Here is a 23,816-nt window from a genome sequence, read left to right as displayed (position 1 = left end):
ACGGGATCGGCATCCCGCGGGTGCGGCACAGCATAGAGGGGCCGGAGGCGATGTCAATCTGCGTTGTGTTCGGCCCGGTTTACGGGCAGAGTCTAAAAAAATCGAGCGATGCAAGGAGTAAAGATGAGAAACCTGGATCAACTGGACTTGGACATCCTGGCCCATCTGTTTCGCGATGCGGGCATGACCAACAAGGATTTGGCGGCCCTGGTCGGGGTGGCGCCGTCCACCTGTCTGGAGCGGGTGCGCAAGCTGCAGCAGGATGGCGTGCTCAAGGGGGCGCACTGTGAGGTGGATTACCAGGCCCTGGGCGGTCACATCCAGGCCATGGTCTCCCTGCAACTGGCCCGTCACAGCCGCCAGATCATCGATGCGTTTCGCGACGCCATCCTGGCCCTGCCCGAGGTGATCAGCCTGTTCCACATGGGCGGCAAGGATGATTTCCTGGTGCACCTGTGCGTCTCCGATACCGAACACCTGCGCAATTTCGTCTTCGATCACTTCACCTCCCGGGAAGAGGTGGTGCACCTCGAGACCTCCCTGGTGTTCGAGCACAGGTTCAGCCGCTCGCTTCCCTGCTTCCCCCACCCCTGACGGGGCTAGCCGCAAGAAAAAACCGCCCGAGGGCGGTTTTTTTGTGGGCGGTTCCTCAGTTGAGAGCCAGACGGCTGTCCTGCGCCGTCCGGTAGAGCCCCTGCTGATAGGCCAGGCTGCCCCACAGGACCAGCCCCAGGGCGGCATCCTTCATGGCGCCCGGCTGCTGCGCCGGGGTGAGCGTTTCGGTCGCATCCTCGTAGATGAAGCCTTCCGGCGCCCGCTCGGGCTGCAGGATCACCACGTCCTTGCCGCGCATCAGGGCGAAGTTCTTGTCGTACTGCATGATGGCGCGTCCCGGCCAGTCGGCGGGCATGCGGGTGAGATCCTTGCCCAGCATGGGGTAGTCGGCACTGATGCCCATGAGGGAGAGCAGGGTCGGGGCCATGTCGATCTGGCTGACGATGCGGGGGTCCTTTCTCGGTGCTATGCCGTCCCCCAGGATGACCCCCGGGATGTGGAAGCGGGGGATGGGCACCAGGCTGGCTCCCCCGACCCGGCTGTCGTGATCGGCGATGACCAGGAACAGGGTGTCCTTCCAGTAGTCCGATGCCCTGGCCTTCTTGAAGAACTCGCCGACGGCGTAGTCCGCGTACTTGGCGGCGTTGTTGCGGGTCTGCTTGGGCTGCTCGTACAGGGCGATGCGGTTGTCGGGGAATTCGAAGGGATCGTGGTTGCTGGAGCTGAACACCAGGCTGAAGAAGGGTTTGCCCTCCTTGTGCAGCGCCGCGAAGGTCTCGTCGGCCTTGGCCATCAGATCTTCATCCGAGGCGCCCCAGGATCCCTCGAACACCGGGTTCTTGAAGTCCTTCTGCTCGACGATGGTGGTGAAGCCATTGCCGAGGAAGAAGCTGCGCATGTTGTCGAAGTGGCTCTCGCCACCATAGATGAAGCTGGTGTCATAGCCTCGCTGCTTGAGCAGGTCGGCGATGGTGAAGAAGTTGGTCTGGCTCTTGCCGAGCTTGACCACGGCCTGGGCCGGGGTCGGCGTGAAGCCGGTGAGCACCGCCTCGATGCCGCGTACCGAACGGGTACCGGTGGCGTAGAGCTGCTCGAACGCCCAACCCTCTTTCGACAAGGCATCGATGTTCGGGGTGAGCGGCAGGCCGCCGAGGGAGCCGACGAACTGGGCCCCCAGGCTCTCTTGCAGCAGGATCACCAGGTTTTTGGGCTTGCCCTGGTAGCTGGCCGTGTTGAAAGTCTGGCTCGGCAGATCGGCAGAGGTGAAATCGCCGAGAGGGCGGCCGCTCTCCTCGCGGACTATGTCGAGTACCTGATGGTCAGCCATCTTGCCGTAAAACTGGCTGGCATCCTCCTCGGCCCCCATCTGCTTGATGGCAAAGAAGAGGGAGTAGGCGGAGTTGACGGTGAGGGCGTTGACCAGGGGATCGTCCGCAAAGGCCACCATGGCAGGGTTCAGGGCGCGATGGCCGAGACTGGAGCGGGCGCCGAGGAAGCCGACGGCGAGGATCAGCAGGGCGAAGGCGGGGCGCCAGTACCAGCGGGGGAAGCTTAGGTCACGCACCAGGCGGCCGCTCAGCCACCAGCCACCGCCGAGTACGGCGCCGCTGAAGATCACGGCGAGCAGCAGCTCGCCCTTGCGGCCAGCCCACAGCATGGAGAGCACCTCCTTCGGATAGATGAGGTACTCCACATAGAGGCGGTTGGGGCGTACCCCGTATTCGGTGACGAAGGCGGGAGTGGAGATCTCGAGAAAGAGCATCAGCCAGAGCCCCAGGGTGAGCCAGATCCGGATAAGCTGCATCCAGAGCCGCCCCGGCACGTGGGGTCCGGCCAGCAACTGGGTCAAGACGGCGGGTACGCCCCAGACCCAGCAGAGGGTGGCAATGTCGACCCGAATGCCTTGCAGCAGCATCTCCTGCCAGCCAGAGACGGCATCCACCCGTTCCAGTTGCCAGAGCCCCAGGCCAAGGCGGCTGACGGTCAGGGAGATGAGCGCGATCAATGAAAAGACGGCAATGGGCCAAACCGGTCCCAGCCATTGTTTGATGGTGGTCATATTGTTCCTGCAAACCTGTTTGCGCCCAGTCCCCGGGCGCATTGTTGTTATGGTGCAGGAGTATGACAGTGGCGCCTGGCAAAGGTTGCATGGGCATGGGGTATAAATGGAGAAGTTGGCACGTTTTATGATTTTTTTGTGACGGGATGCAGGGTTCTAAGAGAGCATAAAACGCTGGGGAAACTGTGATCCTGCTGGCACATCGAGACAATGGTCGTGCCTATAATGGCGCCGGATTTCTCAATCGGAGCCGAAGGGATGCCGGTCTTCATCGATGTGGAATATATGCAGGGCTGGTCTCTGTTCGTGGTGCTCTCCGACGGCACCACAGGCGTGCTGGATCTCACCCCCTGGCGCGGCCAGCCGCTGTTTGCGGCCATGGAGACCGAGCGTCGCTTCGCCCGTGTCTTCATCGATGATCGCCATCAACTGGCATGGCCCTCGGGCTTCACCCTGGCGGCCCACGAGGTCTACCACCTGATCCTGCCCATCGACGAGCGCGCCGCCTTCCCCGATCGCAACATGCATCACTTCTGACATGCTAACTCGTTGAGTCAGGTAACGTTTTCAGTCACAGACCCGCGTCGGTCAGGTCGTTATCATGACCCCAGTGCGGCGCTTTGGGCGCCCATCCACCACAGCGGGAACATAACAATGAAACAAGGAACGTTGCGTCGTGGCGGCCTCATCGGGGCCGCCCTGTTACTGACGGCTTGCGGCAGCGGGGGAGGCGGTGGCAGCAGTGACCCCCAGCCTCCGGTAGTCAATCCGCCCCCCGCGTCGGCCAGCCGCGCCTGCTACGGCAATGATCAGCCAGCCTGCAACCTGCGCACCTACCAGGTGATGGTGGAGTCCTTCGTCGACGGCGACGGCAGCGCCAACTACGGCGTCGGCTACGGCCCCTCCCGGCACAACGGCGATCTGCAGGGGATCATCGACAGCCTCGACCACATCAAGAGCCTCAACGTCAACGCCATCTGGCTCACGCCGGTGTTTGACTCCTGCGCCGGCCAGGCCGGGGACGACCGGCTGGATGCCACCGGTTACTTCGCCTGCGACTTCTTCAACGTGGATCCCAACTTCGGCAGCAACGCCCAGCTTAAAAAACTGGTGGACGGGGCGCACCAGCGCGGGCTCTATGTCTTCCTCGACGGGGTGTTCGGCCACGTCAACAAGGTGGGGGTGAGCAAGCCTTCACCAGAGGGGCGGCTGCCTGCACTCAAGAGCGGCGGCGCAGGCTACCCGGGTCAGCTGGTGGATTACGGCCAGCCCGAGAGTCTGGCCTACTTCAAGGAGGTGGCCCGTTACTGGGTCGAGCAGTACGGCATCGACGGCTGGCGCCTCGATCAGGCTTATCAGTTGGGGCTGGATGACTGGCGCGCCATTCGCAGCGAGGTGGCGCAGGCCAGCGCGGCGCGCAAGGCCGCCGGCCAGCAGTGGGGCACCCTCGGCTACATGGTGGGGGAAGTGTGGAAGGGCGCCGACGAGATTCGTGCCCAGGCCTATGGCCCGAGCGACAATCCGGCGCTCTCTTCGGCGTTCGACTTCCCCCTGCGCTACGGCCTGGTACAGGCGCTGGCGGTGGAAGAGTCTGGCAAGGGCGGGCAGGGGGCCAGCGTGCTCGACGCCAGTTGGAACAAGGTGGAGAACTACCCGGACCACGCCATGCCCAACCTGATGCTGGGCAACCACGACCTGGTGCGCTTCGGCGATCTGCTGGAGCGGGGCAACTTCAATGGGGTGGACTACTGGCAACGCCACAAGGCGGCCTTCAGCTTCATGGCCGCCCGCTCCGGTCCCATTACCTTCTACTATGGCGAGGAGTTTGGCGACGAGGTGCCTGGCTTTGCCAGTCAGGTGGGGGGCGACTGTGCGGCCCAGGGGCTCTGCGATGATCACGTGGCCCGCAGCGATGGCAAGGTCCCCGGTGTCACCGGCTTCGTGCCGAGCAGCGAGCAGGCCGAGCTCAAGCAGTGGCTGAGCGATCTGCTGGCCTTGCGCGCCGGGCACCCGGCCCTCTATCAGGGGGAGCGGGTCAAGCTGGTGGCCGAGGGGAGCGTCTATGGCGACATCAAGCAGACGGCTGGCGAGCAAGTAGTCTACCTGCTCAACGTCTCCACCACGCCCCAGAGCTACGCGGTGCCGGTCGGCAAGCTGCGCAGCGGCAGCGCCCTGGTGGATCTGCAGAGTGGCGAGAACCTGGCCATCGGTGGCAGCAGCGTGACGGTGGACTTGCCGCCCCTCACCGGCCGCTTCCTGCTGGTGCGCTGAGGGAGGCAGACAACAGAAAGGGCTCCATCATGGAGCCCTTTTTCATGGTGGCGGCTTACTTCTCGATGCCGCTGCCCAGATCGTCCCGGCGGGAAGAGACCGAGGGCTCGGCCCCGTGGCGCCAGTGTTCCAGCCGGTTGTGCACCCCGCGGCGCAGGCTCTTGAAGCTGGCTTCCAGATAGTCCACCCCCACCAGGATGGAGAGGGTGACGACGGTGAGCAGCAGCGCCTGATGCAGCATGTCCATGCCGATGAGGGCGCCGAGGGCGGCCAGCATCCAGATGGCGGCGGCGGAGGTCACCCCCAGCACCTGACCATCCCGGGTCATCATCACCCCGGCCCCGAGAAAGCCGACCCCGGTGATGAGCTGACCCAGCACCCGCGCCTGATCGGCGCCCTGAGGGCTGACGGCGGCGCCGATGGCGAGAAAACAGTAGGTGCCGAGCACGATGAGGGAAGAGGTGCGGATCCCCACCGGCTTGCCGCGAAGCTGCCGCTCCAGCCCCACCAGGGTGCCACACACCAGACAGACCAGGATGTTCTCCCAGCCAAGGGGCGCGATGTCCCACCACTGCATTGTCATCATATCCACCTCTGCTCGCGATGCTTGTTATCCTGTCGCGCTCTGCCCCCGGTTCTCCAGCCGCTGGCGGAAGGCCCGGGCGAGGCGCTCGTAGAGGTCCTTTGCCTCCCTGTCTTCAATATCGCCACGTATCCAGGGGTTGTCGATGATTTCCAGCAACACGCAGCCCTGACCCTGCTGGCGCAGATCCACCCCGAACAGGCCGTTGCCGAGCTGGTGCACGGCGCGGCGGGCGGTTTGCAGCACCCGCTCCGGCACGTCGCTGAGGGGCAGCGCCTCGATGCGGCTCATGTCGAGGGGGTGTTTGCGGCGACGGATGCGGTTGCCGGGTTCGGGTCGGTAGCGGCGGCAGGCGAACAGCGGCGAGCCGTCGAGAAAGCCGATGCGCCAGTCGAACTCGGCAGGGATCCGGCTCTGGACCAGCAGCAGGGCGGAGCGGGCCAGCCCCTCGTCCAGCAGGCGGGCGAGCTGGATGTCATCGCTGGCCATGGCGAGGTCGCGCCCCTGGGCGCCGTCGGGGATCTTCACCATCAGTGGCAGACCGAGGCGCTGCACCAGTTCGTCCACATGCTGGCGGCCGCGGCGGGTCACGACGGTGGTGGGGGGCATGGGCACGCCGCTGCGCACCATCAGCTCGTAGAGATAGAGCTTGTTGCTGCAGGCGAGGATGGCACGGGAGCTGTCGATGACCGGCATCTTGAGCTGCTCGGCACGGCGGGCAAATTCGAAGGTGTAGTGGCCGACCGCGGTCTCGGCGCGCAGCCAGAGGGTGTCGAACTCCGGCAACCGCTCGATGGCCGAGGGAGGCAGGATCTCGGCCTGGATCCCCTGGGCAGCGGCCGCCTTGATGAAGCGCTCCAGCGCCAGGGCATCGCTGCTGGCGCGGCCGTCGTTGGGGTCGACCAGGATGGCGAGCTGGTAGCGTGGCGCCGTCTGCTCCTCGTCCCCCGTGCCCACCAGCGCCTGGGCGTGCTGCACCATCAGCGCCTTCTCGCTCGGGCTCAGCGCCAGCGGTGACAGGCTCTCCTGCTGGCGCACCGACCAGCCGTGGCGACCGCGCTTGAGGGTCAGCTCCTGCAGCGGCAACTGGCTCAGGCCGTAGTAATAGCGGGCGAGCCCCGCCAGCTCGCTCTGTTCGCACTGGCCGAAGATGGCGCGCACCCGGATCCTGTCCTCGCTCTGCTGGGCCAGCCAGCCCTGCAATTTGCGCCACAGCTTGGCGGGAGGCTGCTGGGGTTGCAGCCGGCTGATGGCCTGCAATCCCGGCAGGCAGTGGTGGCCGCGGGCCTGGGCCAGCAGGGAGCAGTAATAACCGGCCCCCAGGTGTTCCAGGCTGCGGCAGAGGTTGATGATGCGCGGACGCCCCCCTGTGGTGGGCAGACCGTGTTGCAGGTAGGTGCGGGCGGTCAGCAGATAGTCGGCATGGCAGGGCCAGTCGCCCGGCTCCTCGACGATGACATAGGTACTCATATTTTCAGGCTCCACAGAAAGGACTGCCAGAAACGGCAGGATCCCCAGTGGGCTTCGATGCACCGACAAGCACGACAATGGCGCGAGGGGAAACAAGAGGTTACAGTGCCTAATATTCTGCCTTGGTAACTTGTGATACAAGTCGCATTTCTGGTGCTGAGGATAAATAACCGAACAAGGACTCCCCGTGTTGACCGTGCGCGCCGCCCGAGCCGATGATTTGGGCGCCATCGTGAAGCTGGAACGCTACTGTTTTCCCCCCGAGGTCGCCTTCGGCCGCAGCCGCTGGCACTATCTGCTCAATCAGGCCAAGGGGCGCACCCTGCTGCTGCAAGACGAGAAGGCGCAGGTGATGGGCTATTTGAGCGTGCTGGAGCACAAAGGCTGGGATCGTCTCATCATCCAGACCCTCGCCATCCGCTGGACCGTCCGCCGTCAGGGGTGGGCACGCCGCCTGCTGGAGCAGGTGATCCGTGAAGGGCGCGAGGCCGGCTGGGGGGCGATTCGCCTCGAGGTCGCCGACGCCAACCCAGAAGCCAGGACCCTCTATCAGGGGCTGGGGTTTCGCCCCAGGGTACGGCTGCCCGATTATTACGGGCCCGGCCAGCATGCCCACCGCCTGGTGCTGGCGCTGGGGGATGAGCGGCAGGAGCCATCATGAGTTGCGAGGATTGCCTGGCTACGGCCATCAGGGCCAAGCTCGGGCGCTGCCCGGTCTGTGCCGCCCAGACCTTTCTCATCGGGGTCGTCGGCTGGCTGGTCTGGTGGTGGTGCGGCGCCGATACCTCGGTCAACGCCCTGACCGGCCTGCTGTTTGCGCTGGGGGGATCGGGTCTCTTCCTGCTGCATCTGGCGGTGTTCGCATGGCGAAAGCTGGGCAAACGCGACATATAACGTGCTGATTTTTCAAGAAGACAAATAACAATGGAGGTTCACATGATTGCAATGGTAACGGGCGCCTCGTCCGGCTTTGGTGAGGCCATCAGCCGCCTGCTGGTGAGCGCAGGCCACCGGGTCATCGGCACCGGGCGTCGCGCCGAACGGCTGGCCGCCCTGTCCGAGGAGCTGGGCGAGCAGTTCCTGCCTCTGGTGTTCGACGTCCAGGACAAGGCTGCCACCCGCGCCGCCATCGAGGGGCTGCCGACCGAATGGCAACAGGTGGACCTGTTGGTGAACAACGCCGGCCTGGCTCTGGGGCTGGAGCCTGCCCACAAGGCGGATCTGGAAGACTGGGAGCAGATGATCGCCACCAACATCAGCGGCTTGACCCTGATCACCCGGTTGCTGCTGCCGGGCATGGTGGCGCGCAACCGCGGCCACGTCATCAATATCGGCTCCATCGCAGGGACCTACCCCTATCCGGGCGGCAACGTCTACGGCGCGACCAAGGCGTTCGTGAAGCAGTTCAGCCTCAACCTGCGCGCCGATCTGGCGGGCACGGCGGTGCGTGTCACCAACGTGGAGCCCGGCCTGTGCGGTGGCACCGAGTTCTCCAACGTGCGCTTCCACGGCGACGACGCCAAGGCGGCCACCGTCTATCAGGGGGTGCAGGCCATCCTGCCGGAAGACATCGCCAATACCGTACTCTGGATCAGCGAGCAGCCCGCCCACGTCAACATCAACAGCATCGAGATCATGCCGGTGGCCCAGACCTTCGGCCCGCTCCACATCAGCCGTCGCTGATGTCATGACGAGCCGACTCCTGTCCACAAGAGGCGCCTTCGGGCGCCTTTTTTTGATGGGTCTGGTCGCACTTGTCATGGAGTGCAGAAGGAGGCGTGCTGTGACCCGTGCTGAACCGTCGGAAGAGGGGGGTACTCAAGTTGGCCTGCATTTTGCTGTCTCCGGCTCATGGCGGGGAACCCATCCCCGGAGCCGGCGAGGCCGGCAGTGAGCGTGGAGCCTTCATGGATATCAAACCCTATGGTCATCAACTCGCCCAGAGCGCGTCCCAGAACCGTGCCTTGGCGACCCTCAGCGACAGCGATGACAAGCAGAGCGGCTGGTCTCAGCAGGTCAGCCTCTCCAGTCAGGTGCTGACCGGCAAGGCGCAGCAGGCGCTGACCTACGAGCATCTGGCCAGGAACGGCAAGAACACAGTCCTGACCGGTGGCGTCAAGGATGTGCGGGTGCAGCAGATGGTGGACAAGGCCCTGGGCTTTGATCGCAAAAAATTTGACGATCTCGAGCGTCAGCTCAAGGGGATAGCGGATGACAAGACGCTCTCTGCCGAGGAGCGCGAAACGCAGAGCAAGGACCTGGCCGCGCAGCGCGATGCCATGCTCAAGGAGGCCATGGATCGCCTCACCGGCAAATCCGCCTCCCAGGCATGATGTGATTCAAACGGCAATCTTTTGGCGTTAAAGGCAAGGGGTTGCCCCCTTGCCACGGGGCTGGCAGGCCGTGGTCAGGGTTCAGGGACTCTGGGGGGCAATGCCGATGGCGATGGCGGTGGTCTGCACGGCCTTGATCTGGTCCCCCTTGGCGATGAGGGCGAACTGGGCCGGATCCTGCACCTTGAGGGTCAGGGTGTGGTCGACCCCCTTGACCCGGATGGTCTGGTGAGCCTTGTCCACGTCGATGACGTCGGCATAGATGGTTACCTGCATGCCGGCGCCAGCAGCGGGTTTCTCCCCGGCGGCCGCCTTGCCCCCTTCCACTTCCACCACCCGTTTTCTCACCCCGGCGGAGCCCTTGAGCAGGGTCAGGTCCAGCAGTTGCAGATATCTCAAGGCCACGACATCTCCCACCTTGAGCTGGGGAAGGTTGGTCACCTCCTCCCCGGCGATCAGATCCAGGGTCTGCCCTTCGGCACTTTTCAGGCTGACCTTGCGGGTGGCCAGGTCGATGGCGGTGACGGTTGCCCTGGCCGTCAGTTCTTCGGCCTGGCTGGCTTGTCCGGGGGCCACGGCCACATGGGTGGTGACCTCGGCGGCATAGAGCAGGGGAGGGGCACAGAGAGTGAGGGCACCCGCACTCCAGGCGTGCTTCAGTTTCATGATAGAGACCACTGTGAGTGGGAAAGGGACCCCGGGAGGGGCTTGAGGGGGCGACGAACTCGTCTTCCCGCTATCACCATAGCAAAGCCGGGCAGGAGCGCCCGGCATCGGCAGGCTGGCATCGTATTTTTGACGACAGGATCCCGTTTTTTGACCTGATGGCACGGCAGGCGCACAATTCCCCGGCATGCAATCAACCGAGGGCTCTGCCGTGTACAACTTCCAATATGCCAATCCCACCCGCGTCTGTTTCGGTGAAGGCCAGATCGCCAGGCTGCCGGAGCTGATCCCGGCCGGCAGCCGCCTGCTGGTGCTCTACGGGGGTGGCAGCATCAAGCAGAACGGGGTCTATGAGCAGTTGACCCAGGCGCTGGCGGGCCGGGAGTGGCTGGAGTTTCCCGGCATCGGCGCCAACCCCCAGTACGATCAGCTGATGGAGGCGGTGGCCCTGGTCAAGCGCGAGCGCATCGACTTCCTGCTGGCGGTGGGTGGCGGTTCCGTGGTGGATGGCACCAAGTTCGTGGCCGCCGCTGCCTGCTTCGAGGGGGACGACCCCTGGGAGATCCTGCGGGACAAGGCCCCCATCAAGGGGGCGCTGCCGCTCGGCTGTGTGCTGACCCTGCCGGCCACCGGTTCGGAGAGCAACCCCGCCGCCGTGGTGAGCCGGGGGGAGGCCAAGCTCTCCTTCTACAATCCGCTGGTGCAACCGGTGTTTGCGGTGCTGGATCCCGCCACCACCTACAGCCTGCCGCCGCGCCAGGTGGGCAATGGCGTGGTGGATGCCTTCGTCCACATCCTCGAGCAGTACCTCACCTTCCCGGTGGGGGGCGAGGTGCAGGACCGGCTGGCGGAAGGGCTGTTGCAGGTGCTGGTGGACAACGGTCCGCGTGCGCTGGCGGAGCCCACCAACTACCAGGTACGTGCCAACCTGATGTGGGCGGCCAGCCTGGCCCTCAACGGCCTCATCGGTCGCGGCGTGCCCCAGGACTGGTCCACCCACGCCATCGGTCACCAGCTCACCGCCCTGCATGGGCTGGATCATGCCCAGAGTCTGGCGGTGGTGCTGCCCTCCCTGCTGCGGGAGCAAGCGGCCCAGAAGCAGGAGAAGCTGGCCCAGTTCGCCGAGCGGGTATGGCACTCCAGCCGCGAGGACAAGGCACTGCGGATCGAGGAGGCCATCATCCGCACCGAGCAGTTCTTCCAGCAGATGGGGGTGGGCACCCGGCTTGCCGACTATGGCCTGGATGCGCGCTGCATCCCGGGGATCTGTTCCAACCTCAAGCTGTTCGGCCTGACCGCCCTCGGTGAGCAGCAGGACATCGACCCCGACAAGGTAGCGCGGATCCTCTCTCACGCCCTCTAGGCCTGAGGCCCTTGGCCAAGGGGCGATCTGGACAATAAGTGCGGCCAGGATCCTGTCCCACGCGCTTTGATCATCTGGCTGACGGCCGGAAAAGAGAACGCCCCGATCATCGGGGCGTTTTGCAGGGTGTCACCGGGGCACCGCCGTTTATTCGGCGCTGCGGTCCAGCTCGCGCTCCAGGGCTGCCGCCTTCTGGCGAGCCGGATAGGTGTTGAGTCGCTGCCAGTAGGCCTCAAGGTGCGGGAACTGGGCCAGCTGGCCGCTCTGGGCCAGCAGATCCACCAGGAAGGAGTTCAGGATGTCGGCGCCGGTGAGGCGATCGGCCACCAGGTAACGGCGGTTTGCCAGCACCTCATCGAGATAACCCAGCACCTTGGCGCACTCGGCTTTGGCGTAGTCCGGCAGGAAGCGCATCGGGCTGCCATCCTTGCGCACGAACATGTCGAGCAGCAGCGGCAGAATGCCGGAGCTCTCGGCGAAGTGGAGCCACTGCAGGTATTCGGGATACTCCGGGCTGTCGGCGGCCGGTGCCAGCCCGTCCGGGGCGTGGCGGGCGATCAGGTACTCGGTGATGGCACCGGATTCTGCCAGTACCCGGCCGTCAAACTCGATGACCGGCGACTTGCCGAGGGGGTGGACGGCCTTGAGCTCGGGCGGCGCCAGAAAGGTGGCGGCATCGCGCTGGTAGGCCTTGATCTGGTAGGGCAGGCCCAGCTCTTCAAGCAGCCAGATGATGCGCTGGGAGCGGGATTTGTTCAGGTGGTGCAGGACTATCATGAAAACCTCGACGCAGTGACGGAAGGCGGTGATACGTAGCGCCCCGGTAGCAGGTTCACTTATGGATGAAAAAGAGCGGGCGTGGTGCCCGCTCCTTCGTCGATTGACTCAGGCCTCCAGCGCCTGATCCAGATCCGCCAGTATGTCCTCGATGGCTTCGATCCCCACCGACAGCCGGATCATCTCAGGTTTCACTCCAGCCTTGGCCTGCTCCTCTTCGCTCAACTGGCGATGGGTGGTGGAGGCGGGGTGGCAAGCCAGGGACTTGGCGTCGCCGATGTTGACCAGCCGCTTGAAGATCTTGAGGGCATCGTAGAAGCGCACACCCGCCTCGTAGCCGTCCTTCAGGCCGAAGGAGAGGATGGCCGAGGGGCGACCGGCCATGTACTTCTCCGCCAGCGGGTAGTGGGGGTGACCCGGCAGACCGGCGTAGCTGACCCAGGCCACCTTGGGGTGGTGCTTGAGGTGGTGGGCCACCCGCAGAGCGTTGTCCACGTGGCGCTCCATGCGCAGGCTCAGGGTTTCCAGCCCTTGCAGCAGCAGGAAGGCGTTCATCGGCGCCAGCGCCGCCCCGGTATTGCGCAGCGGCACGGTGCGCACCCGGCCGATGAAGGCCGCCGGGCCGAAGGCCTCGGTGTAGACCACCCCGTGATAAGAAGGCTCGGGTTGGGTCAGCTGGGGGAAGCGCTCGGCGTGATCCGCCCAGGGGAACTTGCCCGAGTCGACGATGACGCCCCCCAGGGAGTTGCCGTGGCCGCCGACATATTTGGTCAGGCTGTGCACCACGATATCGGCGCCGTGTTCGATGGGTTTGCACAAGACCGGAGTGGCGACCGTGTTGTCGACGATGAGCGGCACGCCGCGGGCGTGGGCCACCTTGGCCAGGGCGGCGATGTCGACGATGTTGCCCGCCGGGTTGCCGATGCTCTCGCAGTAGACCGCCTTGGTCTTGTCGTCGATGAGGGCGGCGATGGCCTCGGCGCTGTCACCCTTGGCGAAGCGCACCTCGACCCCGAAGCTCGGCAGCATGTGGGCGAACAGGGTGTAGGTGCCGCCATAGAGCTGGGGGGTGGAGACGATGTTGTCACCGGCGGCGGTCAGCGCCTGGATGGCGTAGGTGATGGCGGCGGAACCCGCCGAGACCACCAGGCCGGCGATGCCCCCTTCCAGCGCAGCCATCCGTTGCTCCAGCACATCGTTGGTGGGATTCATGATGCGGGTGTAGATGTTGCCTGGCACCGCCAGATTGAACAGATCCGCCCCGTGCTGGGCGCTCTCGAACTCGTAGGCCACCGTCTGGTAGATGGGCACGGCAACGGCCTTGGTGGCGGGATCGCTGGAAAAGCCGTGGTGCAGGGCCAGGGTCGCATCTTTCATCACACACTCCTTGTTGGATGTCACCATTATGGATGGATAGACGTCCAATCTAGCAGTCCTGGCGCCGATGTAAACCACCCATTCCGGCAAAGCAATGCCGGGGGATGGCGGTGACCGGATGGCGTCGGTGACGGCAACCTCAGAGACGGCGGCGATACTCCCTGTCGTCTATCTGGTGCATATCCCACTGCATCAGGCGGTTGAGCTGCACCATGGGATCTTCGACCAGCGTCAGAGGGCGGGGCAGGATCCTCAGGAAGTAGCGACGGAGGGTTTGCTGGATCCGGTTCGGTTTGAGGGGGGTGGCATGGCTCATGATGGTGCTCCTGTGCTGTGGTTCTCACGTTTGCCAGCAGTATTGAGCTAAAATGCGGAAGTAAAAACTGATGACTTTCAGGGACAGGATTTCCTCTTTTATGCCTACTAGCCGCCTTTATCAGCAATTTCAACGGCTCGCCCAGCAGCTTGGCTGCGACGAGCGGGAAATCAGCCTCGCCGAGGTGGCGGACCTGCTCTGCTGCACCCCCCGCAATGCCCGCCTGCTGCTGCGCCGCATGGAAGGGCAGGGCTGGCTGTGCTGGACGGCGGAGGCAGGGCGGGGGCGGCGCTCCCGCCTCACCCTGCTCGACAACCAGGAGAGCCTGACCCGGCGCCGATTGCGGGATCTGCTGAGCCAGGGCCAGCTGGCGCAGGCGGTACGGCTGGCCGAAGATCGCCTCGATCTGCTCACTCCGCTGCTGATCGAGCAGCTCGGCCAGGCCACCCGGGAGGGGCGCCAGATCCTGAGGGTGCCCTACTACCGGCCCCTGCCCGGTCTGCTGCCCACCGGCCCGCTGCGCCGCTCCGAAATCCACCTGAGCCGCCAGATCTTCAACGGTCTGACCCGGCGAAACGAGGAAAATGGGGAAATCGAGGGGGATCTCGCCCACCACTGGGAGTGTCTGGCCCCCTGTCACTGGCGCTTCTATCTGCGTCCCGTGGTGCGCTTTCACCATGGCCGCGAACTGGTGGTGGAGGATGTGATGGAGAGCCTGCAGGCCTTGCGGGATCGCCCGCTGTTCGCCCATCTGGCACGGCTGGAGAGCCGCTGGCCGCGCACCCTGGACATCCATCTCGACAGCCCGGATCCTCTGCTGCCGCACTTGCTGGCCGAGCCGGTGGCGGCCATCCTGCCGCGGGAGCTCAAGGGGGAGGCGAATTTCGCCCTGCAGCCGGTGGGCACCGGCCCCTATCGGGTGAGCGCCAACGACCCGCTGCACCTGTGCCTCGAAGCATTTGACGACTACTTCGGGCTGCGGGCCCTGCTCGACGAGATCGACATCTGGATGCTGCCGGAGCTGGCGGAACGACTGGAGAGCCACGTCAGGCTGGGCAGCGACACCCCGGAGCTTGGCTCCATGCGCGGGGAGTCAGAACTGGAATCCGGCTGCTACTTCCTGCTGCAGGACGACAGATCGGTCCCCCTGCAGGACCCGGCCCTGCGCCAGTGGCTGACCCGGCTGCTCAACCCCATCGCCCTGATGGCCCGGGTGGCACCCGAACTGCAGCGGGGCTGGACCAGCGCGCTGGGTCTCCTGCCCCACTGGCGCGAGAGCCTGCCTCTTCCCGAGCCCGGCCCGGTCAGCCTGCCAGCGCGGCTGGTACTGGCCTGCTTCAACCAGCATCTGGAGTTCAACGAGTGCGCCAGCGCCATGAGCAGCCTGCTGGCAGAGCAGGGGATCCAGCTCGAGGTGCGTACCCTGGACTACGGCCGCTGGGTGAGCGGGGAGGATGAAGATGTGGATCTCTGGTTCGGCACCCTCAACCTGGAGCATGAGCACGCCTTCGCCCCTTACGCCTGGCTTCAGGGCACCCCCTTGCTGCGCCGGGTGTGGGGCGGCCAGCAGGCCCTGTGGCAGGGATTGACGCAGTGGCGCGCCCATGGTGAAGAGCCCGGTCCCCGCGCCCTGCTGGCCGAGGTGCAGCGCCAGAGCTGGTTCGTGCCGCTGTTTCACCACTGGCTGGAGCTGGAGAGCCGGGTCGGCGTGCACGGTGTGCGCATGACGGCCCTTGGCTGGTTCGATTTTCGCAGCGCCTGGTTAAAGCCCGAGCAGGTGGCGCAGGAGCCGGAAACCGGCGGTGGCTCTCACCCCCAGGCAGGGACGCTTGAGTCGGACGGGTTGGCGCGCTAGCCTGTGCGCGGTCCTACGACAAGGAGTCGACATCCATGCTGGAAATGCAGATCCAACCCCGTTTTCAAGAGACGGACGCCCTCGGTCACATCAACAACACGGTGCCGGCGGTCTGGTTTGAATCGGCCCGTGATCCCCTGTTTCGCCTCTTCTCGCCCGAGCTGGATGTGCATGACTGGCATCTGATCATTGCGGGCTACACGGTGCAATTCAAACGGGAGCTGTTCTATGGCCAGATGGTGTCGATCAAGACCGGCGTGCGGCGTATCGGTACCAGCTCCTTCACGCTCTGGCAGGAAGCCTGGCAGGGCGGCGAGCTGGCGGTGACCGCCGAGACGACCCTGATCCATTTTGACTACCGGGCCCGGCAGTCCATCCCTTTGAGCGAGGCTCACCGGGAGGGACTGAGGACCTGGCTGGTAGAGAGTTAATCCGGCCTTCGGGCCCACCACAGGACACTTATGCGCACAACCGCGATCGCCCTGAGCCTCGGCTTGGGACTGGGACTCTGCTCCCTGCCTTCATTCGCCGCCTCCCTGGCCGAGCAGTTCACCCTGATGGAGAAGGGGGCCGACAGCGCCCTCGATACCCGCTTGTTCAGCCACGATGGCGTTGACATCAAGGCCTGGGTCGACGGCACGCCCGTCATCATCGCCGTGCCCATCCTGAACGAGCAGGGCAAACAGGAAGGGGAGAGCCGTTACTACTTCAAGGGCGGCAAGCTGTTCGGGGTGAAGGAGCCCACCGCCCAGTTCGCCTTCGATGACAGTGGCAAGCTGACCCAATGGCTGGACGACAAGGGGCAGCCTGCGGAGTTTGTCAGCAAGATGAGCATGCAGCAGCGGGAAGCCTGGCTGACCAGACGGGCTGCCGAGCTGGGCGGGTTGTTTGCACCGAGCACCGCCGAGGAGAAGGCTGACAAGGGGGGGGGGCAAGCTCAAGGGGGCGGAGCTCGCCCAGTGGCTCTGCAATGGCAAGCTGATGGCGCTCGCCGGAGGTGACAAGGTGACTTTCGAGCCGGCCAAACTCAAGAGGAGTGCAGAGGGCATCAAGGGAGAGGTCTCCCTGCGCCAGGAGAAGGGGTGGCAGGATCTCTGCCTCACCTGCGAGGTGCAGGGCAACCGGGTGACTCGCCTCACCTGGCAGCCACTGCCGGGTGCCAACAAGCCGCAGTAAGGGCGGCAGCGTCAAAGAATGGGGGCCCACTTGCGGGCCCCTTTTTCATGCCGGTTACTGCTCGCCCAGGGTGAGCCGGGTGAGGACCTCCACCCGTCGCCACTGACCGGGCTCGAACCAGCGTGCCAGGATCTCCGGCTGCTGGCTGGCCCGGGCCTCGGCAGGCAGGGGCCTGATCTCGGCCAGATAGCCGGCCAGCTGCTGCTCGAACCCCTGCTGGCTCTCTGCCAGCTGGTGCAATCGGTCTGCCGCCTCCGGTCCCAACTGTTCGCGCAGTGCGGCGTCACGCCCGGCTGCGGGGAGTTGTTCCAGAGCCTGCAGATCGCCCAGCAGGCGGCTGTTGGCCTCCGCCTCCCGAAACCACTGGGGCTGCTCCGCCAGCCAGAGCTCCAGCTCGCTCACCAGCAGCGGCTTGTCGGCATCGCTGGCCTCCGCCAGCGCCTTGCGGCGCAGGGTCCACTGCTCCATCAGCCTGTCCTCGGCAAACAGCTGCTCCTGCTCGGCCGGGGTGAAGCGCTGCCTGCGCAACTGCTCGCGCTCGTCGAACAGCTTTTGCAAGCTGGCCAGGCCCGGATCCGCCGGCACCGTCAGGCTGCCCTCGGCCGCGAGAAAGGCTTCATGGCGGGCCTGCAGCGAGCCCTTGTCCGACGGCGGTGCGGCCTGCCTGACCAGAGGGGAAGCGGGCCCGGCATGTTGCGGCGAAGGGGCGGTTGCGTCAGCGGAGGGCCAATATTGCCAGCCCCCCAGCAGCAGGGCCGCCGCCAGCGGAGCGGCCATCAGCCATGCCCTGTTCATAGTCCCAGCCTCTGCAGGCGGTTGGCGTGCTGGCGATAGAGGTTGACCGGGTCGGTCTCGAACAGGTGGCGAATGCCGAACGACTGGTTCACCTCGTCCAGATGGTTCATGCGGTAGTGGGTGCCGATCACCTTGCCGAGGTGGCTGCTGCACACCCCGACCAGGCCGTCACTGGGCTCCTTGAAGAAGCTGCCGGTCAGCGCCAGCGCCGGATCCACCGGATCCAGGATGTTGGTCATGGTGCCGCGTCCGCTCCAGGAGAAGTAGTAGACCCCGTTGGCGGCCTGCATGGGCCCTTCACCGCAATGCTGGCTCGGCAGCCCTTCCGGATAGCGCTGGTTGAAGCGCTGGGCGCCGGTGCTGGTGAGGGCGTCGAGGGCTGCGAGGGGATCCTGCGGCAGCTGGCTGCCCCCGGAGAGCAGCGAGATGACCCCGGACAGGGCCGAGGCGGCGGCCACTGCCAGACCTTCGGCCGCCGAGCCCGGCGTCACCTTGGCCCGCACCAGGTCGGCGATCTCCGAGCCATGGTTGACCCCGCCCACGCTGGTGGCGGAGGCGACCAGCTCGGGGGCGACCGAAGCGACGTAGCGAATGGTGGGGCCACCGTGAGAGTGGCCGATGAGGTTCACCTTCTCCGCCCCCGTGATGGCGAGCACCTGCTGCACCTGCTTGAGCAGCTGTTCACCGCGCAGCTCCGAGCTCTGGGTGGCGGAGACCTGTGCCACGTAAACCTTGGCGCCATCCCGGGTCAGGGCCTGGGGGATGCCGTAGAAGTAATCGACTCCGAGCAGCTTGTCGAAACCGAACAGACCGTGCACCAGCACTATGGGGTAGCGGGTCTGGGCATAACCGGCCCCCTGACCCAGCATGGGCAGGGCGCACAACAGCATCAATAGCCATCTTTTCATCTTCACCGTCCTTGTGAAAAAACCGGCTGCACTCTGGTCGTCACCGGGGGTCGTCACCGGGCAGCCACCGGCCTCATGCCAGTACCGGCAGCATGGTGGCTGAACTCAAATGTATCTGTGGATGGGATCACTAAACCGGGGATTGCAGAAAAACCCTACCCATATGGGCAAAAAAGGCGGCACCAACTATTCCTTGTGTCTGCTCATCAAATAAGTTAAATAATAATTATTATCATTTGAGTGGTCGAGTCATGACGGGAACCTGGGTGAAGGGGTGGGTCGGTACCACCGGAGCGGACAGCAGTATGGCGCACTGGAAGGCGCAGACCCTGAGTGGCAACCGTCATTTCGATGCGGGGGAGTACGCCAGGGCGCTCGACTGCTATCAGCAGGCGCTGTGGCTTGCCCGCCAGCAGTTTGCCGACTGGCATGATGCTGACGAAGCGGTGGCGGCCCTGGTGGTGGCCCATCACAACCTGGCGGATCTGCTGGTGGCCATGACCCTGCCGGATCGGGCCGCCGACCTGCTGTGTCACATCCATGATTGCCTGCTGGCCACCAGCCAGTCCCCCACCAGTTCCGCTGCCCTGCGGGAGGCGGCTGTTCGCCACGCCCGCAGCACCCGTACCGAGCTGCTCGCCTTTCTGGGCAAACACGGTCATCACGACGGCATCCAGCGCAGCCTGGGTCAATGTCTGTGTCAGACCGGCTCTGCCCATCAACTGCATTGAGCCCAACAGGAGAGACAATGAACATGAGCCATACCCTGCCAGCCCTTCCTTACGCCTATGACGCACTGGAACCCCATATCGATGCAAAGACCATGGAGATCCATCACAGCCGTCACCATCAGACCTATGTCACCAACCTCAATGCCGCCCTGGCCGATCTGCCGGAGCTGGCTGCTCTGCCGCTGGAGGCGCTGCTTGCCCGTATCGACAGCCTGCCGGCCCAGGTTCAGGGGGCGGTGCGCAATCACGGCGGCGGTCACGCCAACCACAGCCTGTTCTGGCAGGTGATGAGTCCGCAGGGTGGCGGCGAGCCGGACGGCGAGCTGGCCGCAGCGATCGAGCGGGATCTGGGCGGGTTGGAGGCCTTCAAGCAGGCCTTTACCCAGGCGGCGCTGAGCCGTTTTGGCAGCGGCTGGGCCTGGCTGGTGGTCGATGGGCGCGGCAAGTTGCAGGTGGTGAGCAGCGCGAACCAGGACAGCCCCCTGATGGAGGGGCTCACCCCCATACTCGGGCTGGATGTGTGGGAGCATGCCTACTATCTCAAGTACCAGAACAAGCGTCCCGACTACATAGCTGCGTTTTACAACGTGATCGACTGGGACGAGGTGGCACGGCGTTACGTGGCGGCGCTGGCCTGACGACCCATTTCACCTGATGAAAGAGACCCGCCTGTTGGCGGGTCTCTGCTATTGAGGGGTCAGTGTGCTGCCGGTTGACGTTGCCGCGCTGGCGGCAGCCGGATTATCCATGGGCGTAGCTTCGCTCGGCACGGCGGCGCTGGTGGCCAAGGCACTGCTGGTTGCAGCCGCTGCACTGGTGGCGGTTGCAGCGCTCACTGCCGCTGCCTGCTTGGCCTTCGGCTGATGAGGGGGCGGTGCAATGGGCAGGCAGGGTTGGCTAGCCCCTATGGTGCTCAACGCCTGGCAGGGAACGGGAGCGCCGATGACGATGGGCTCGCCGAGGAACTTGGGCCCCTTGTCCAGCACGTAGAGGTCTAGCAGCCCCATCAGGCGAGCGAACACCTCGCGTACCCGGGTCTTGATGCCCTGATAGGCGCTGGGATCCACGGCGTTGAAGCCGACCGCCTCGATGCCGAAATGGCGGGCGATGAAGATGGCGCGCTCGTTGTGGAAGGCCTGGGAGACCACGGTGAAGTGGGCCTGACCGAACACCTCCTTGGCACGTACGATGGAGTCCAGAGTCCGAAAACCGGCGTAGTCGCTGTAGATGGCGCTGGCCGGAATGCCGGCCTGGATCAGGGCCCGCCGCATCTGGCGCGGTTCGTTGTACTGCACGGTGGCGTTGTCGCCGGAGACCAGGATGTAGTCCACCTTGCCGTTGTTGTAGAGCTCGGCGGCGGCCTTGATCCGGTATTTGAAGTAGTGGTTCGGGCTCCCGCCAATCAGGTATTTGGAGGTGCCGAGCACCAGGGCGACCCGGTTGTAGGGCACCGCGTTGACGTCGTCGTAGGTGTAGTGACGGGCGTCCGAGACGGTCCACTCGCTGTAGCCAAGCAGGGCGGCGATGGAGGCCAGCAACAGGCAGAGGCAGGCGAGCAGGATCTTGGCAAACTTCTTCATGCGCGGTGCGGTTCGGGTCTGAAGTAAGAGAAGACAGGGGGCCATTCTATTACAAGTTGTTGTGGCGCGTCAGGTTTGATGGCGGCGCAGGGTCTCACTCGGGCAGAGGTTGTCGCAGCGCGCGCCATGATCCCGGGCTTATCAAACGGCGCCATAAACAAGGGGCGGCCATGGCCGCCCCTTGTCATAGCCGTCTCGTTCTCAGTGGGAAGAGTCGTTGGCCTTGCACTCGTCGGAGTCCTTGTTGGCTTCCCACCAGGGCAGCAGCTCGCGGCCGAGCCACTGCTGGTAGGCCTCGCTGTCATTGGCAATCAGCTGGTCCAGCTCGGCTTCGAAGGCACTCATGGCCTGCTCTCGATCCGGGCCTCGCAGGGCCCGGGCCATGGCCAGCCAGCTGGCGCCGCGACCGGTTTCGTTGAGGAAGCGGTGCACCGTGTAGGACCAGGAGTAGACCATCTCGCCACCCTTGTCGTAATCCAGGTGCAGGATGTCGGCCAGGGCCGGACGGTCGCTGGCCGGGCGGCCGGCGACGTTGTCCAGACCGCGGGCGAAGCACTGGCCGTGGGCGATGAATTCCGCCAGCCCTTCCGACCACCAGGTGGTGCGGTTGAGCGGGTAGTGGCCGAAGCTGCCGTACTGGTTGAAGCGGCCGTCCAGGTAGTGCACGTACTCGTGGCGCAGGTTCCACACCTGGAACGCAGGGCGCTTCCACTCCGCCTCGTAGGCGAAGAAGCGGGCCTGGTTGCCGGGGCGAGCCGGATCCCCTTCGAGGTAGATGCCGCCGTTGTCGGTGGAGACGCCGCCAAACAGGGCACTGCCGTAGCGTTTCCAGTCGGCGGAGGAGTTGAAGACCACCAGTTCCAGCGCCTCGTTGTGATCGTCCGCCACCGGCTGCCAGCCTGTCTCCATCTGCTGGTGGAACTGCTGCTCTTCGGCACCCAGTTCACGGCAGATCCCCTCGGCCTGGCTCATGGTCAGATCCTGGGCCCGCAGGCGCAGGGTCGGCGAGCAGGTGTGCTCGAACGGCAGCACGTCCTCCACCCGGACAGGGGTGCAGAGCCCGGCGAAGTTACCGCTGATGCAGGCTTCGCTGGTGCGGTCCGTGTAGATCAGGTAGTAGGTGGAGAGGGTCAGTGACATGTCTTCCAGCAGGTCCTGACTCTGCTGGCCACCGGGGATCAGGTCGTGGTGGCGAACCTGTGCGATGACGGAGTCATCCAGCAGCTTGCGGTAGCCGTCGAGCTCGTCCGGGCGGGTATAGCGGGCGACCCGGTAGAGGCGGGTGTAGGCATCCAGCACGTTGTTGAGCAGGAACAGATCGGCACCATTCCTTCCTTGCCACAACGCGAGCTCGCTCATGCCGAGGGCGTGCAGTTGCTTGCGCAGCTCGCCATCCTGCTGGCGGAAGTCGTTGGCGAAGGGATCGCTGTAGTCGCTGGCGAAGTCGAGGAAGTTGAGCAGATCGAACAGGCCGGTCGCCCAGGCGTGCTGACCGTTGATCTCGCTGGCATGGCGGGTGCTGTAGGCCAGCATCTGGTTGAATTCGCCGAGCAGGGTGCCAAAGCGGCTCTGCACTGCCGGGCTCTTGAACTGACCGTGCAGGGCGATGCTCCATGCACCCATGACGGCGCCTACTTCGTCGCTGGCTTGCTCCGGGAAGAGCAGCGGATGGGCGCCTAACGCGGTCAATGCCTCGGCCAGCGCCTCGGCGGCGGCCGGGCCGTCTTCCTTGTGCTTGCCGTAGTTGTGGTAGTTGTGGGCGCGCACGTATTCCAGCAGCAGCTTCATGGCCGGATGGGCCGGCTGATTGGCCGCCAGCAGGCTCTGGATGCCGCGGGACACGGCCAGCAGCTTGGTGTCATCGTGACCATAGTTCTCCTGCCAGACCGGTGCGGGCTGGCTACTGGCATCCTGCACTATCCTGGCTGCTTCGGCGTCCAGCAGTTCGGTGCCCGGCAGATCCGGCTCGGAGCAGGCGCGGCCGTCGGCACGGCGACAGTCGATCTGCTCTTCCTTGCTGGCCAGCACGATGGGGCGGTTGAGCACCCGGCTCTCCTGCCAATCGGTTGTTTCCGGCAGGGTCTGCCATTCGCTGCCCCCCACCGGGTATTGATAGCCGGTGTCCTTCAAGATCACCTGCACTTCGCTGCCGGCGGGCAGGGTCTGACGGCACACCCGGTAGCTGATGGTCTTGTCCCCTTCCTGACGGGTCTGGGGTTCATCGCACTCCTGCTGGGCCTTGATCTCGTCCAGCAACCAGGTGTACTGGCGCCAGACGTGCAACTCGCTCACCTGCTTGGCGGCCTGGCTGCCCGCGATGGGCTGCAGGCGGAAGAAGATCTGCTCGAGGCGGCCATCCCGTTCATTGGGGGTCTCTTCCAGCACCTTCAATTGCTGCCAGTTTTGCGGCTGGTACTGCCATGCCTGCTCGGCGCAGCGACCTTCGGCGTTGAGCTCGCAGCGATCCAGCTCCTGCTCGCTGTGACCCAGGATGACCCGCTCCGCCAGCGGCAGACGATCCTGACGCGGCGCGGTCGGGGTGCCCGCCAGCGGCTCCCAGCGGCCCTGCTTCATGCCGTAGCCATAGTCATAGCTGCTGGCCGGGACGGCCTTGCCGGCCGGTACCACCTCTTCACAGCTGAGGTAGCGGATCTGCCAGCCCTGCTCGATCTTGAGTTGCGGCTCGCCGCACTGCTGCTCTGCCAGCGCGGCCAGGTTGGCATCGCGCCAGTCGAAGCGGCGATACACCCTCAACTGCTGATAAGGGGCGTCGCTGCTGTGGGCGCTCAGTTCAAAGGTCACTTCGGTGAGACGATCCCCCAGCTGACGGCTGGATTCACCGTTGAGTCGATACTCTTGCCAGTCGGAGGGGGAGTAGTTGCCCAGCGCCGAAGTGGCGAGCAGGCTTGGGGCTGCCAGCAGCAGCAGCCGGGGAGAGAGGTGCTTCATCATGATCCCTTTGGTGGATGGAGAGGCGTGGGGACCAGAGAGGGTATTGGGC

At 64.9% G+C, this 23,816-nt stretch carries 23 protein-coding genes and 1 pseudogene; 13 read left to right on the top strand and 11 right to left on the bottom strand.

The window, feature by feature from the left end; translation table 11 throughout:
* The first annotated feature begins 123 nt into the window (after nucleotides 1-123).
* Nucleotides 124-594 carry an Lrp/AsnC family transcriptional regulator gene (locus I6L48_RS01845; protein ID WP_010672715.1) on the top strand — a complete coding sequence of 157 codons (471 nt, stop codon included), beginning with the start codon at nucleotides 124-126 and terminating at the stop codon, nucleotides 592-594.
* Between the two features lie 55 nt (nucleotides 595-649).
* On the opposite strand, the gene I6L48_RS01840 is transcribed toward I6L48_RS01845, so the two are convergent.
* Nucleotides 650-2,614: an LTA synthase family protein gene (locus I6L48_RS01840; RefSeq protein ID WP_216987723.1), complete on the bottom strand. Its 1,965-nt coding sequence runs from the start codon at nucleotides 2,612-2,614 to the stop codon at nucleotides 650-652.
* 258 nt (nucleotides 2,615-2,872) lie between these two features.
* On the opposite strand from I6L48_RS01840, the gene I6L48_RS01835 reads away from it, so the two are divergent.
* Nucleotides 2,873-3,151: a DUF2442 domain-containing protein gene (locus tag I6L48_RS01835; protein WP_113069079.1), complete on the top strand. Its 279-nt coding sequence runs from the start codon at nucleotides 2,873-2,875 to the stop codon at nucleotides 3,149-3,151.
* A 117-nt stretch (nucleotides 3,152-3,268) separates the two neighbouring features.
* Nucleotides 3,269-4,885 carry an alpha-amylase family protein gene (locus I6L48_RS01830; protein WP_216987722.1) on the top strand — a complete coding sequence of 539 codons (1,617 nt, stop codon included), beginning with the start codon at nucleotides 3,269-3,271 and terminating at the stop codon, nucleotides 4,883-4,885.
* Between the two features lie 55 nt (nucleotides 4,886-4,940).
* Here I6L48_RS01830 and I6L48_RS01825 read toward each other — a convergent pair whose 3' ends face one another.
* Together I6L48_RS01825 and I6L48_RS01820 are read right to left on the bottom strand one after the other, a co-directional pair.
* A complete protein-coding gene (locus I6L48_RS01825) occupies nucleotides 4,941-5,471 on the bottom strand; it encodes an MgtC/SapB family protein (RefSeq protein WP_039039793.1) in 531 nt (176 codons plus the stop codon).
* 24 nt (nucleotides 5,472-5,495) lie between these two features.
* The gene (locus I6L48_RS01820; RefSeq protein WP_010672720.1) at nucleotides 5,496-6,938 is read right to left on the bottom strand and encodes a RimK family alpha-L-glutamate ligase; all 1,443 of its coding nucleotides are present in this window, start codon (nucleotides 6,936-6,938) and stop codon (nucleotides 5,496-5,498) included.
* Between the two features lie 187 nt (nucleotides 6,939-7,125).
* Here I6L48_RS01820 and I6L48_RS01815 point away from each other — a divergent pair, with 187 nt between their 5' ends.
* The 4 genes from I6L48_RS01815 to I6L48_RS01800 all read left to right on the top strand — a co-directional run bounded on the left by I6L48_RS01815 (nucleotide 7,126) and on the right by I6L48_RS01800 (nucleotide 9,271).
* The gene (locus tag I6L48_RS01815) at nucleotides 7,126-7,599 is read left to right on the top strand and encodes a GNAT family N-acetyltransferase (protein ID WP_103858702.1); all 474 of its coding nucleotides are present in this window, start codon (nucleotides 7,126-7,128) and stop codon (nucleotides 7,597-7,599) included.
* The gene (locus I6L48_RS01810; RefSeq protein ID WP_041212265.1) at nucleotides 7,596-7,832 is read left to right on the top strand and encodes a DUF3624 domain-containing protein; all 237 of its coding nucleotides are present in this window, start codon (nucleotides 7,596-7,598) and stop codon (nucleotides 7,830-7,832) included. The genes I6L48_RS01815 and I6L48_RS01810 overlap by 4 nt, the downstream gene beginning before the upstream one ends.
* A 42-nt stretch (nucleotides 7,833-7,874) precedes the next feature.
* The gene (locus I6L48_RS01805) at nucleotides 7,875-8,621 is read left to right on the top strand and encodes an SDR family oxidoreductase (RefSeq protein ID WP_103243819.1); all 747 of its coding nucleotides are present in this window, start codon (nucleotides 7,875-7,877) and stop codon (nucleotides 8,619-8,621) included.
* Between the two features lie 224 nt (nucleotides 8,622-8,845).
* Nucleotides 8,846-9,271: a hypothetical protein gene (locus tag I6L48_RS01800; protein WP_103244697.1), complete on the top strand. Its 426-nt coding sequence runs from the start codon at nucleotides 8,846-8,848 to the stop codon at nucleotides 9,269-9,271.
* Between the two features lie 81 nt (nucleotides 9,272-9,352).
* On the opposite strand, the gene I6L48_RS01795 is transcribed toward I6L48_RS01800, so the two are convergent.
* A complete protein-coding gene (locus I6L48_RS01795; protein WP_213319764.1) occupies nucleotides 9,353-9,937 on the bottom strand; it encodes a hypothetical protein in 585 nt (194 codons plus the stop codon).
* Between the two features lie 187 nt (nucleotides 9,938-10,124).
* Here I6L48_RS01795 and I6L48_RS01790 point away from each other — a divergent pair, with 187 nt between their 5' ends.
* Nucleotides 10,125-11,300 (top strand): iron-containing alcohol dehydrogenase, encoded by a 1,176-nt coding sequence (locus I6L48_RS01790; protein WP_216987721.1) that lies wholly within the window; start codon nucleotides 10,125-10,127, stop codon nucleotides 11,298-11,300.
* Nucleotides 11,301-11,447: 147 nt separating this feature from the next.
* Here the strand turns inward: I6L48_RS01790 and I6L48_RS01785 are convergent, their stop codons facing one another.
* The 3 genes from I6L48_RS01785 to I6L48_RS01775 all read right to left on the bottom strand — a co-directional run bounded on the left by I6L48_RS01785 (nucleotide 11,448) and on the right by I6L48_RS01775 (nucleotide 13,770).
* Nucleotides 11,448-12,077 carry a glutathione S-transferase family protein gene (locus I6L48_RS01785; protein ID WP_216987720.1) on the bottom strand — a complete coding sequence of 210 codons (630 nt, stop codon included), beginning with the start codon at nucleotides 12,075-12,077 and terminating at the stop codon, nucleotides 11,448-11,450.
* A gap of 108 nt (nucleotides 12,078-12,185) precedes the next feature.
* Complete coding sequence (locus I6L48_RS01780) at nucleotides 12,186-13,454, bottom strand: O-acetylhomoserine aminocarboxypropyltransferase/cysteine synthase family protein (protein WP_216987719.1); 1,269 nt, start codon at nucleotides 13,452-13,454, stop codon at nucleotides 12,186-12,188.
* A 139-nt stretch (nucleotides 13,455-13,593) separates the two neighbouring features.
* On the bottom strand, nucleotides 13,594-13,770 hold the full coding sequence (locus tag I6L48_RS01775; RefSeq protein ID WP_080767934.1) for a hypothetical protein: 177 nt from the start codon (nucleotides 13,768-13,770) through the stop codon (nucleotides 13,594-13,596).
* 100 nt (nucleotides 13,771-13,870) lie between these two features.
* Between I6L48_RS01775 and sgrR the strand changes: the two genes are divergently transcribed.
* The 3 genes and pseudogenes from sgrR (at nucleotide 13,871) to I6L48_RS01760 (ending at nucleotide 16,801) form a co-directional block, all read left to right on the top strand.
* Complete coding sequence (gene sgrR, locus I6L48_RS01770; RefSeq protein WP_216987718.1) at nucleotides 13,871-15,625, top strand: HTH-type transcriptional regulator SgrR; 1,755 nt, start codon at nucleotides 13,871-13,873, stop codon at nucleotides 15,623-15,625.
* A 35-nt stretch (nucleotides 15,626-15,660) separates the two neighbouring features.
* Nucleotides 15,661-16,056 carry a thioesterase family protein gene (locus tag I6L48_RS01765; RefSeq protein ID WP_041212271.1) on the top strand — a complete coding sequence of 132 codons (396 nt, stop codon included), beginning with the start codon at nucleotides 15,661-15,663 and terminating at the stop codon, nucleotides 16,054-16,056.
* 30 nt (nucleotides 16,057-16,086) lie between these two features.
* Nucleotides 16,087-16,801, top strand: a pseudogene (locus tag I6L48_RS01760) (hypothetical protein).
* A 54-nt stretch (nucleotides 16,802-16,855) separates the two neighbouring features.
* On the opposite strand, the gene I6L48_RS01755 reads toward I6L48_RS01760, so the two are convergent.
* Both I6L48_RS01755 and I6L48_RS01750 read right to left on the bottom strand, forming a co-directional pair.
* The gene (locus tag I6L48_RS01755) at nucleotides 16,856-17,596 is read right to left on the bottom strand and encodes a lipase secretion chaperone (protein ID WP_216987717.1); all 741 of its coding nucleotides are present in this window, start codon (nucleotides 17,594-17,596) and stop codon (nucleotides 16,856-16,858) included.
* Entirely contained in the window at nucleotides 17,593-18,504 is a 912-nt protein-coding gene (locus I6L48_RS01750) for a triacylglycerol lipase (protein ID WP_216987716.1), read from the bottom strand. Before I6L48_RS01750 ends, I6L48_RS01755 begins: the two co-directional genes overlap by 4 nt.
* Before the next feature lie 305 nt (nucleotides 18,505-18,809).
* Here I6L48_RS01750 and I6L48_RS01745 point away from each other — a divergent pair, with 305 nt between their 5' ends.
* Nucleotides 18,810-19,235, top strand: a complete 426-nt coding sequence (locus I6L48_RS01745; protein ID WP_029313599.1) for a hypothetical protein — start codon at nucleotides 18,810-18,812, stop codon at nucleotides 19,233-19,235.
* 23 nt (nucleotides 19,236-19,258) lie between these two features.
* Nucleotides 19,259-19,873, top strand: a complete 615-nt coding sequence (locus I6L48_RS01740) for a superoxide dismutase (RefSeq protein ID WP_010672736.1) — start codon at nucleotides 19,259-19,261, stop codon at nucleotides 19,871-19,873.
* 48 nt (nucleotides 19,874-19,921) lie between these two features.
* Here the strand turns inward: I6L48_RS01740 and I6L48_RS01735 are convergent, their stop codons facing one another.
* Together I6L48_RS01735 and I6L48_RS01730 are read right to left on the bottom strand one after the other, a co-directional pair.
* Nucleotides 19,922-20,860, bottom strand: coding sequence for a vancomycin high temperature exclusion protein (locus tag I6L48_RS01735; protein WP_216987715.1), 939 nt, complete (start codon nucleotides 20,858-20,860; stop codon nucleotides 19,922-19,924).
* Nucleotides 20,861-21,016: 156 nt separating this feature from the next.
* On the bottom strand, nucleotides 21,017-23,764 hold the full coding sequence (locus tag I6L48_RS01730; protein ID WP_216987714.1) for a collagenase: 2,748 nt from the start codon (nucleotides 23,762-23,764) through the stop codon (nucleotides 21,017-21,019).
* Between the last annotated feature and the right edge of the window lie 52 nt (nucleotides 23,765-23,816).

Source organism: Aeromonas sp. FDAARGOS 1418, assembly GCF_019048585.1.
Lineage (GTDB): Bacteria > Pseudomonadota > Gammaproteobacteria > Enterobacterales > Aeromonadaceae > Aeromonas > Aeromonas caviae.
Note: the sequence above shows the minus strand (reverse complement) of the source record. Positions and strands in the feature narration are given on the sequence as shown.

Bases quoted from the DNA above. Each gene is read 5' to 3' on its own strand.
- I6L48_RS01845 (WP_010672715.1), top strand. From the start codon at position 124: ATGAGAAACCTGGATCAACTGGACTTGGACATCCTGGCCCATCTGTTT.
- I6L48_RS01840 (WP_216987723.1), bottom strand. From the start codon at position 2,614: ATGACCACCATCAAACAATGGCTGGGACCGGTTTGGCCCATTGCCGTC.
- I6L48_RS01835 (WP_113069079.1), top strand. From the start codon at position 2,873: ATGCCGGTCTTCATCGATGTGGAATATATGCAGGGCTGGTCTCTGTTC.
- I6L48_RS01830 (WP_216987722.1), top strand. From the start codon at position 3,269: ATGAAACAAGGAACGTTGCGTCGTGGCGGCCTCATCGGGGCCGCCCTG.
- I6L48_RS01825 (WP_039039793.1), bottom strand. From the start codon at position 5,471: ATGATGACAATGCAGTGGTGGGACATCGCGCCCCTTGGCTGGGAGAAC.
- I6L48_RS01820 (WP_010672720.1), bottom strand. From the start codon at position 6,938: ATGAGTACCTATGTCATCGTCGAGGAGCCGGGCGACTGGCCCTGCCAT.
- I6L48_RS01810 (WP_041212265.1), top strand. From the start codon at position 7,596: ATGAGTTGCGAGGATTGCCTGGCTACGGCCATCAGGGCCAAGCTCGGG.
- I6L48_RS01805 (WP_103243819.1), top strand. From the start codon at position 7,875: ATGATTGCAATGGTAACGGGCGCCTCGTCCGGCTTTGGTGAGGCCATC.
- I6L48_RS01800 (WP_103244697.1), top strand. From the start codon at position 8,846: ATGGATATCAAACCCTATGGTCATCAACTCGCCCAGAGCGCGTCCCAG.
- I6L48_RS01795 (WP_213319764.1), bottom strand. From the start codon at position 9,937: ATGAAACTGAAGCACGCCTGGAGTGCGGGTGCCCTCACTCTCTGTGCC.
- I6L48_RS01790 (WP_216987721.1), top strand. From the start codon at position 10,125: ATGCAATCAACCGAGGGCTCTGCCGTGTACAACTTCCAATATGCCAAT.
- I6L48_RS01785 (WP_216987720.1), bottom strand. From the start codon at position 12,077: ATGATAGTCCTGCACCACCTGAACAAATCCCGCTCCCAGCGCATCATC.
- I6L48_RS01780 (WP_216987719.1), bottom strand. From the start codon at position 13,454: ATGAAAGATGCGACCCTGGCCCTGCACCACGGCTTTTCCAGCGATCCC.
- I6L48_RS01775 (WP_080767934.1), bottom strand. From the start codon at position 13,770: ATGAGCCATGCCACCCCCCTCAAACCGAACCGGATCCAGCAAACCCTC.
- sgrR (WP_216987718.1), top strand. From the start codon at position 13,871: ATGCCTACTAGCCGCCTTTATCAGCAATTTCAACGGCTCGCCCAGCAG.
- I6L48_RS01765 (WP_041212271.1), top strand. From the start codon at position 15,661: ATGCTGGAAATGCAGATCCAACCCCGTTTTCAAGAGACGGACGCCCTC.
- I6L48_RS01755 (WP_216987717.1), bottom strand. From the start codon at position 17,596: ATGAACAGGGCATGGCTGATGGCCGCTCCGCTGGCGGCGGCCCTGCTG.
- I6L48_RS01750 (WP_216987716.1), bottom strand. From the start codon at position 18,504: ATGAAAAGATGGCTATTGATGCTGTTGTGCGCCCTGCCCATGCTGGGT.
- I6L48_RS01745 (WP_029313599.1), top strand. From the start codon at position 18,810: ATGGCGCACTGGAAGGCGCAGACCCTGAGTGGCAACCGTCATTTCGAT.
- I6L48_RS01740 (WP_010672736.1), top strand. From the start codon at position 19,259: ATGAGCCATACCCTGCCAGCCCTTCCTTACGCCTATGACGCACTGGAA.
- I6L48_RS01735 (WP_216987715.1), bottom strand. From the start codon at position 20,860: ATGGCCCCCTGTCTTCTCTTACTTCAGACCCGAACCGCACCGCGCATG.
- I6L48_RS01730 (WP_216987714.1), bottom strand. From the start codon at position 23,764: ATGAAGCACCTCTCTCCCCGGCTGCTGCTGCTGGCAGCCCCAAGCCTG.